Origin of the sequence: Segatella hominis (assembly GCF_004535825.1) — a bacterium.
In the GTDB taxonomy this organism is placed as follows: Bacteria; Bacteroidota; Bacteroidia; order Bacteroidales; family Bacteroidaceae; genus Prevotella; species Prevotella hominis.
In genome coordinates this window covers 1-2,713 of the sequence record NZ_SGVY01000107.1, presented here as the reverse complement: position 1 = coordinate 2,713, position 2,713 = coordinate 1, and the positions used below count along the sequence as shown (strand labels likewise).

Annotated in this window: 3 protein-coding genes and 2 pseudogenes; 2 read left to right on the top strand and 3 right to left on the bottom strand. The window is 33.8% G+C overall.

The window, feature by feature from the left end; translation table 11 throughout:
• Window positions 1–311 precede the first annotated feature (311 nt).
• Both EXN75_RS17195 and EXN75_RS17190 read left to right on the top strand, forming a co-directional pair.
• Window positions 312–776, top strand: coding sequence for a hypothetical protein (locus tag EXN75_RS17195; RefSeq protein ID WP_134844738.1), 465 nt, complete (start codon window positions 312–314; stop codon window positions 774–776).
• 140 nt (window positions 777–916) lie between these two features.
• Window positions 917–1,351, top strand: coding sequence for a hypothetical protein (locus EXN75_RS17190; RefSeq protein ID WP_134844737.1), 435 nt, complete (start codon window positions 917–919; stop codon window positions 1,349–1,351).
• Window positions 1,352–1,406: 55 nt separating this feature from the next.
• Here the strand turns inward: EXN75_RS17190 and EXN75_RS17185 are convergent, their stop codons facing one another.
• The 3 genes and pseudogenes from EXN75_RS17185 to EXN75_RS17175 form a co-directional block, all read right to left on the bottom strand.
• Window positions 1,407–1,850, bottom strand: a complete 444-nt coding sequence (locus EXN75_RS17185; protein WP_134844736.1) for a DUF1016 N-terminal domain-containing protein — start codon at window positions 1,848–1,850, stop codon at window positions 1,407–1,409.
• Window positions 1,851–1,854: 4 nt separating this feature from the next.
• A pseudogene (locus tag EXN75_RS18580) lies at window positions 1,855–2,127 on the bottom strand (type I restriction endonuclease); the annotation flags it as partial.
• A gap of 283 nt (window positions 2,128–2,410) precedes the next feature.
• Window positions 2,411–2,557, bottom strand: a pseudogene (locus EXN75_RS17175) (C10 family peptidase); the annotation flags it as partial.
• Window positions 2,558–2,713: the final 156 nt, after the last annotated feature.

Below are 2,713 nucleotides of genomic sequence, written 5' to 3'. Positions count from 1 at the left end.
TTACCCGAATCATCGGGAAAATCAGCGCATTTACAGTCTTGCAATATATTAATTATGTAAACAACAGACCGGTTGGCAGGGTTAAGTATGCGCTAAATTAATTCCGCCAACGGGTTATTATAGATGTTTTTTAAGGGTGCATTCTATAATTTTTCTTGCGTTTAAAAATGCACCTTTCTCTTATTTTTCTTCTTTAGATTCCTAAGACTTAGCCGGCTCCCAAACATTTAGAGAATTCAATAGCTATATTCAACGAGTGTCTGAGAACAAAGAAAATATTGCATCTATTTTAAATTCTAAAGATTACACAGATGGACAAAAAAAGCGTATTATTGACAACTATTGGAAACAATATCAAGGAGGGAAAAAAATACCAAGTAATTAAACTTTTCACTATGGTACTCACTTTATTTTATACAATCTCTTGTAATTCAAATCAAATTTTTTTTGACGAAAAAAGACAACAGATTGTATCTTGTTATACTATTGTGGCATTAGATGTTTTGGATTTAAAAACTGGAGATATTTATTTTGTAGAAAAAATTACCGATAATACGGCTGGGGCTAAGGTCATAAATTTAAATAGTCTCCCTAAAAATTATAATGTTTACCAGAATTCGCATAATAATCCTTTGTGGTGTAAGTGCTTTATTAAGCCTAATAGAATATATGAAATTGTAAATATTTCAATTGGAGATGCTGGTAGATGGAAAATTAGGTTATCTTCAGACAATAATGGGAAACTTCATTCTGTACCCGTAGATAAAAGTGTATAGATGAATATATATAATGTTAGAATCTATAAAAGATGATGGGACAGGAGGGGACTCAGAGAAAAACAACCGTGAATATTCTGGTTCTTTTTCTAGAGACGGAAACGGAGTAAATGCTGTATTCCCTATAAATATTTTATACGATGAAAATACTATTTATATTAACATTGTGCTTCTATATTAATGTAGAAGCACAATGTAAAAGTAATAAATCAATATATGGCAATGCCATATCTGTATTATACGAAAAATTACTAAAGGATGAAGTCTTGGAAAAGACTGATACTCTTTATCTTATTTTAGATGAAAAAGCGAATTTAAATAAAGAACAAGACAAGATAAGCAAAAATATTTCTTTTAAAGTTCCTTTTTTGAGATTGGGAGAAAGTTCACCTATATATAAGATGAATCCATATCTTATTTATAAAAAGAATAGGGTAATAATCAAAATTAATATATGTCAAATTACACACGAAAAAGACGGGATGAGAATAATATCTTCTGGTACTTTTGTGCTCTATTATAGAATAAAAGGTGTATCTTATAAATTAATAAAGATTGAGAATCGAGGTATATAATATATATAACTCTCTCCTTATCATCGAGTAGAAGGTAAACACTAATTATAGGTGTTTATCTCCTATTTTCGTGTTTACCGACTTGGGCAAGCGGTATTTGCACAACCTCCTTGCCTTCATTCTCTAATTCTGCAAGCGACTCTTGCAGAATTGGCAGTTCCTTTAATTTGGCAAGTGGCACTTGCCAAATTGGAAAAGTCGGATACGCTTCAGCAAATCTTTTCATGTTCCTTAGGTTGCGTTCCGAATACCCTCTGTCATCGGGGAAACGAGAGCAAAGATCTTTTGATAATTGGGCTATTACCTGTTTTCCCCAACCTATTTGTTCCAGCTTCTCTATAATTTGTTTCCCTATATTCCAATATAGCGACAATGTTCCCATATTGACACTGATAGCTGTTTTCAACTTTGCAGTATCAATCAGGTTTTCTATGTCTTTACGCCATTGATTATAGCCAGTAGGCAACAATGTATTGCCGTCTTTTTTTATATTGTTCATATTATTATTCCTTTCCTACATTAGCATTAAAACCGATGCTGTCCAACTGTTTTATAATTTCTTCTTCTAAACGATGACTCTCTGTGAATTGTTGTGCAAGCGTAGTTCTATAATCATTCATTCGCTTACTTTCAGCCACCATTCCCCCATGGTTGTTTGGCTTTTTTACCTCCACGAAGCAAAGAGGTAAACCATTAACAAACAAAGTGATGTCTGGGCGTAATTCATCTTGACCATTCTTGCAAGTGAACTCAGCTGTAAAATGGAAAGTGTTGTTTTAAATCTTCCATAACATTCAATTTGTTGCTTTAAATGCAAATATAGTGATTTCTTTTTATAAATATGTGTCTACAGATTAATCTTTAACAAGATATAACAAAGAAAGGTTGAGTAGTTGCGTTGGGTAATGGTATGAAATCGTGTGAAAGAATGTAAAATGAAGGCGTGCTTTTGACAACCATTATGAATTAGCATCGAAATACGTTGCCAAAATGTTGCCAAAAATAGAAAAGAAAAAATCCTAACCGCTCATTATCAAGCAGTTAGGATTTTATCATGTGCGCCTGATAGGCAAATATGCCCTGTGTTCCGCTGGCGTTAGGTGTATATTGCATGAAAGAAGCCACGCCCACATCATTCATCAGCAAGGCAACGGCATCTTCCTGTTCTGATGTTGCACGAACAGGATAACGATAGTCGGGCATTAAAAGGATGCATCTGTCCCCTCAGTACTGTAAGTCAAACTCTTCTCTGGGATTTCATTTGTCGGATTTAAGTTCATTGACACAAACAAGAAAGCCTCATTATTCAGACCATTCCATCTGCATTTCCACGCAGAACTTCCTGCCTCTGACATCTGTGCA

Bases quoted from the DNA above. Each gene is read 5' to 3' on its own strand.
- EXN75_RS17185 (WP_134844736.1), bottom strand. From the start codon at position 1,850: ATGAACAATATAAAAAAAGACGGCAATACATTGTTGCCTACTGGCTAT.
- EXN75_RS17190 (WP_134844737.1), top strand. From the start codon at position 917: ATGAAAATACTATTTATATTAACATTGTGCTTCTATATTAATGTAGAA.
- EXN75_RS17195 (WP_134844738.1), top strand. From the start codon at position 312: ATGGACAAAAAAAGCGTATTATTGACAACTATTGGAAACAATATCAAG.